This window comes from Candidatus Egerieousia sp. (assembly GCF_056211015.1).
This window is the reverse complement of the sequence record NZ_JBAELF010000122.1, coordinates 1-5,291: the sequence shown is the minus strand read 5'-3', so window position 1 is coordinate 5,291 and position 5,291 is coordinate 1. Positions and strand designations below refer to the sequence as shown.

General features: G+C 45.9%; 4 protein-coding genes. 2 read left to right on the top strand and 2 right to left on the bottom strand.

What is annotated here, in order from left to right; translation table 11 throughout:
- A partial coding sequence (locus AC06L3_RS08185) for an L-asparaginase family protein (RefSeq protein WP_475670131.1) occupies window positions 1–558 on the top strand: 558 nt, incomplete at its 5' end.
- A 1-nt stretch (window position 559) separates the two neighbouring features.
- Here AC06L3_RS08185 and AC06L3_RS08180 read toward each other — a convergent pair.
- Window positions 560–2,233, bottom strand: a complete 1,674-nt coding sequence (locus AC06L3_RS08180; RefSeq protein WP_475670130.1) for a Na/Pi cotransporter family protein — start codon at window positions 2,231–2,233, stop codon at window positions 560–562.
- 152 nt (window positions 2,234–2,385) lie between these two features.
- Between AC06L3_RS08180 and AC06L3_RS08175 the strand changes: the two genes are divergently transcribed.
- Window positions 2,386–3,762: a dihydroorotase gene (locus tag AC06L3_RS08175; RefSeq protein ID WP_475670129.1), complete on the top strand. Its 1,377-nt coding sequence runs from the start codon at window positions 2,386–2,388 to the stop codon at window positions 3,760–3,762.
- On the opposite strand, the gene AC06L3_RS08170 is transcribed toward AC06L3_RS08175, so the two are convergent.
- Window positions 3,757–5,064, bottom strand: coding sequence for a hypothetical protein (locus AC06L3_RS08170; RefSeq protein WP_475670128.1), 1,308 nt, complete (start codon window positions 5,062–5,064; stop codon window positions 3,757–3,759). The genes AC06L3_RS08175 and AC06L3_RS08170 overlap by 6 nt on opposite strands.
- Window positions 5,065–5,291 lie beyond the last annotated feature (227 nt).

Here is a 5,291-nt window from a genome sequence, read left to right as displayed (position 1 = left end):
GTTGACAAGGATTTCCTTGCAAAGGCAACTCCTGACAACGGGGTTCTTTGCTGCCTGGGACAGAAGAAATTCAAGGCAAGTGATGTAATGAAATACAACACTCATGCAATAGATGCTTTCATATCTGTTGGCAACAGGTCTCTGAAACTTGTCCGTGACAGAAAATCGCCTGTGTTTGATATCAGCGGACTGGATTCTCTTCCACAGGTTGGCATAATTTACGGATATGGCGGAGACTCGTCACTGCCATTGCAGTCTTTCATGGATGCAGGCTTCAGCGGAGTGGTTCTGGCCGGTGCCGGAATGGGAAATTTCCATCGCTGTGTAATGAAGAAAGCACTGGAGGCAAAGGAGCGCGGAATGATGATTGTACGGTCATCAAGGATTCCTTTCGGTGGGGTTTACACCGAGCAGGGAGAAGTTGATGACTACAAGTATGGTTTCGTTGCCGCCAACGGCCTTTCTCCGCAGAAGGCCCGCATACTTCTCATGCTGGCCCTCAGCGTGACAAACAATGTTGAGCGCATCCGTGGTTTCTTTTTAGAAGCTGACAATTGAACTAAAGACCTCTGATGGTCTTTGCCACGTTTATAAGATGGTCCGCTATACGTTCCGTATCCGAGGACAGTTCCATATACTGGGCACCGGTGTTTGCGTTGCAGATACCCTTGCCCATTCTTTCTATATGGCTGTCTTCCATTGCCTTGGTGAAAGTGTCAATCTGTTCCTCTATTTCATTCGCCTGTTCAAGTGCGTGCTGGTTGCCTGTTGTATAAGCCAATATGGTCTTTTCATACAATGAATGAACAAGTTCCTGAAGTGCATAAATCTGGTTGACGGCTTCCTCGGAGAATCTGTCACCGGCCTCGGCAAGAGCATCGGCATATTCAATTATGTTCTCAGCGTAATCGCCAATACGCTCAATGTCCCTTACAGTCCTGAATACGGTGGAAAGATAATGCTTGTCGTGAATGCTCAGTCCTTTGCGGTCAGACAGCCTCACAACGAAATCAACGAGTTCCCTGTTTATGAAATTGATTTGATCCTCGGTGCGGTTGAATTCCTCCCTTCCGGAGAAATCCAGCGTTGTTATCACAGCAATGGATTTGTCGAAGTTCTTCATTGAAAGATCGGCCATTCTCAGAATCTCAAGCTTGGTCTGCTCAACTGCAAGAGGTGGTGCCTGAAGCATGTTGTCATCGACATAATGAAGGTGCATGGTTTCCTGAGATTCCTTCTGTTCCTTGACCATTCTTGTGACCAGCTTTACCAGAGCTTCTGTAAGAGGAAGCATTATTACAACTGTGAGCACGTTGAAGAAGGTATGGAACATTGCCAGCTGGGTCTGTGGTGCATCAGGGAACAGATGGTTGAACATTGTGCCGAAACTGATTGTGTTTCCGCTCAGGACAATGAGCAACCAGCCTATGGCCAGGAATACAATCACACCCGAACAGTTGAACAGCAGGTGGATCAGAGCCGTTCTCTTTGCGTTGGTTCCGCTGGTTACGCCCGCAATTATTGCAACCACGCAGGAACCTATGTTCGATCCCATGGTGATGAATATGCCTTGGTCGAGCGAAATGAGCCCCGTGACGCACATTGCCAGCGCAATGGATGTCATTACCGAAGAACTCTGGATTATTGCTGTAAGCACTGTTCCTATGATAACCAGAAGGAGAGGATTGCTGATTCTGGCAAGGAAAAGCTTTACGCCTTCAAGGGCGGCGAATTCCTCCATTGAGCCGCTCATAAGAGAAAGGCCAACGAAAAGCATACCGAATCCTGTAAGAATGCCTCCAAGGGTTTTTGATGAATTCTTTTTTGCAAACGTTGCAATCACTGCGCCTATTCCAGCGAATGCCGAGAATATCACCGTTGTTGACAGTGCGTTCCTGCCAAACATACCGAGTGCTACAATCTGTGCTGTTACTGTGGTTCCAATGTTGGCGCCGTAGATGATGGTGGCTGCCTGGATAAGTGAAATGATACCCGCGTTGACAAATCCTATTGTCATTACGGTTGTTGCTCCTGAACTCTGTATGGCAGCGGTCCCGACCGTTCCAATGCCTACTCCCAGGAGTTTGCTTTCAGATGCCTTGGCAAAAAGGCTTTTCAATTTTGCAGAGCTCGCCGATTCCAGATTGGAGCTCATCATCTGGCACGCTACAAGGAATATGCCGATTCCAGCCAGAAGGGTCAGGATTGCAGAGACAATAGCTGTCGTTCCCATAAATACTGCAATCTATTTTTTAATATTCTACACTACTTTAATTCGCCTGCAAAGATATGTTCCGCTTTTCATACCTACAATAGCCTTGTGGGCCTATCGCAGTAAAAAATGTAAAATAATGACTAACTTTGGTCCGTAAAAACTACTTGCAGATGAATTTTTGGATTAAAAACGCCTCAGTCGTCAATGAGGGGGAGGTATTCAGGGCCAATGTCCTTGTTGAAAACGGTTTGATAGGGGAGGTCGAGAGGCTGGATGGCACCGTGGCGGAAGATTCCTTTCCTGAAAGCGGGCTCAATGGCGCAATGGTCATTGACGCCGATGGCAAGTACCTGATTCCGGGCATCATTGACGAGCACGTTCATTTCCGTGATCCTGGACTTACCAATAAGGCTGATATCCTCACTGAAAGCCGTGCTGCTGTGGCTGGCGGGGTGACTTCCTTCATGGATATGCCCAATACCGTGCCTCAGACCACAACAAGGCAGACTCTGGAAGAGAAGTTCAGTATGGCATCCGAGAAATCGCTTGCCAATTATTCGTTCTATCTCGGCGCCACGAATGACAATCTCAAGGAACTGCTTGATGTTGATACTGGGAATGTCTGTGGAATCAAGCTGTTCATGGGCTCGAGCACGGGCAATATGCTGGTTGATAACAGGAATGCTCTGGAAGAACTTTTCCGTAATGCACCTTGCCTTATTGCAGCTCACTGCGAGGATGAAGCAATCATAAAAGCGAATACTGAGCGTTATCGTGCAATGGTGGAGGCCGGCCAAGTCAAGGCGGGCGCTTCAATCCATCCGTATATACGTAGCGCCGAGGCTTGCTACCGCTCTACGGCAGAGGCTGTTGAACTTGCGCATAAAACTGGTGCACGCCTTCACGTCATGCATATATCCACTGCCGCTGAACTTGCTCTGTTCAACAAAGATATTCCGCTGGAAATGAAGAGAATCACGGCGGAGACCTGTCCTCATTATCTGATTCTGGAAGAAAGCCGTTACAAGGATCTGGGTTTCAAGATAAAATGCAATCCTGCCATCAAGACTGCGTTGGACCGGTCGGCATTGATTGAGGCTCTGCATAACGGTTTGATTGATACCATAGGCACAGACCATGCTCCGCACCTGCTTGAGGAGAAGATGACAGGCAATTACTTCAGCAGCAAATCGGGATTCCCTTCAATACAGCACAGTTTTGATCTGATGTATTCCGTGCCAGGTATTAACATTGCTGAACTGGTGAAACTTATGTGCCACAATCCTGCAATCATTTATGGAATCGAGCATCGTGGTTTCATAAGAAAGGGATATCACGCCGATCTGGCTATTGTGGACTTGAATAGTCCTGGTATTATTTCCAATGCTTCCGAGTATGCGAAATGTGGCTGGACACCTTACGATGGCTTCTGCGTTAACTCAAAAGTAACTCATACTTTCGTAAACGGCAATCTTGTGTTCGAAAACGGAGAGTTCAACGATGACTGTTGCGGTGAGAGATTGAAATTCAACAGAGACAGATTATAGCCATCTTTCGGAAGAATGGCTTATTTCTTCTTTATCGTCGTAGGAAATTTTTCTTTTGCAATAAGGACATACAAAATTTTCAGTGTAATTGCGTCTGCGGGTGAATAAAGAGTAACGTTTGATCCCTATGTGGTCAGTTACCTCGTGTACCTTTGTGCCGTCTCCTTTAGTGTAATCCCTTGAAGTGCTGTATTTTACCTCTTTCTTGTCTCTGTGGCTGCTTGATTCCTGCCATTGGCCGTAGTGAGTGCCTTCATAGTGCAATCCTATTCTGTGGCAGTGCGGACATCTGTCCCAGTTCACATCCATGCTTACGAATTTCGTGTATTCCAGAGTCAGGCCCAATATGAAGTAAAATACAGTTCCTATCAATCCGCATTCGAGGAAGGCACATAGAATGAACAGGAAGAAGAAGCAGCCCAATGAAGTGATAACTTTGACAAGCCAGTTAGGCAGCGGACGAATCCACCATATCATTCTCAGCACAAGTTTAGGAAGCAGTATCAGTAGAAGAATCATAAGAATCAGCGGTGTGAGCACGAACTGTACGACCAGGCTCCAGGTTGTACTCATCTTGATCAGAGGTCTGTATAGATAGTATGCATTATCCGGCAGGAACACGGCCCTGAAATTGTGTTCCGAAAAGAAACTCCAGACAGGAATGGACTTGATGTTATTGTGTCGTCTTGGATATGAGTAAACAAGAAGATCCTGCCATGCTTTGTAGTAGAATTTAGGATGGAAGCTCCAGTCTTCAATGTCCGGTCCGCCGTCCTTGCTTTTCATCTTAATTCTGTACTGGTAGGGTGCATCAACGGATTTGTCCTGATTTATTCTTACATCGGTTATAGTGTTCCCTTTTTTACTTAGTACACCGATAGCCATCTCAGGGACTGCCATATATGCTTTTCTGCCATCCGGGAGCTGTACCAGCCATGGATCCGAGTTCAGAAAGAAATCAGGCTGGAACTTGCGCTGTCCAACCGGGTTGGCATACCCCAGCACCTTTACAACAGTTCCTTTTGCCACGTTGATCTTTCCTTCAGCCTTGATATTGTTAACGGTTTTATCTTGGTCCAAGGCTTCAGCCAGCGCAAGGTCCGCTTTCATATCATTCTCAGGAGTGCTCGCCAGTTCAAAAAGATTGGCGCTTCGTGAGAATCTCAAGGTGATTTCAGGCTGATATTTGTCAATGTTCTTTTCACTGACCTTATGGTAATCTATTAAATCATGCAAAGGGGCATTCTGGCAAGAGGTGAGAGCAATAAGCAGGACACAGAATAATGGTAGAATTCTCTTCATGGCATTATTTTTAAGTCAAAAATAAAGATACTGTTTCAAAAATACAATACCCGTTGAACGCAATGGGGGTAATTTTATAAATACAAATGTTGTACTAACCCCTGCCGGGGAGCCGCAGCTGAGCTGCCGTAACAGAAAATCGAGCGTAATAGCATAAAAAATACTGATATAGCTATATTTGGAAATGCAAATAACCCACTATAAGCTATATCAGTATGAAGAATGAA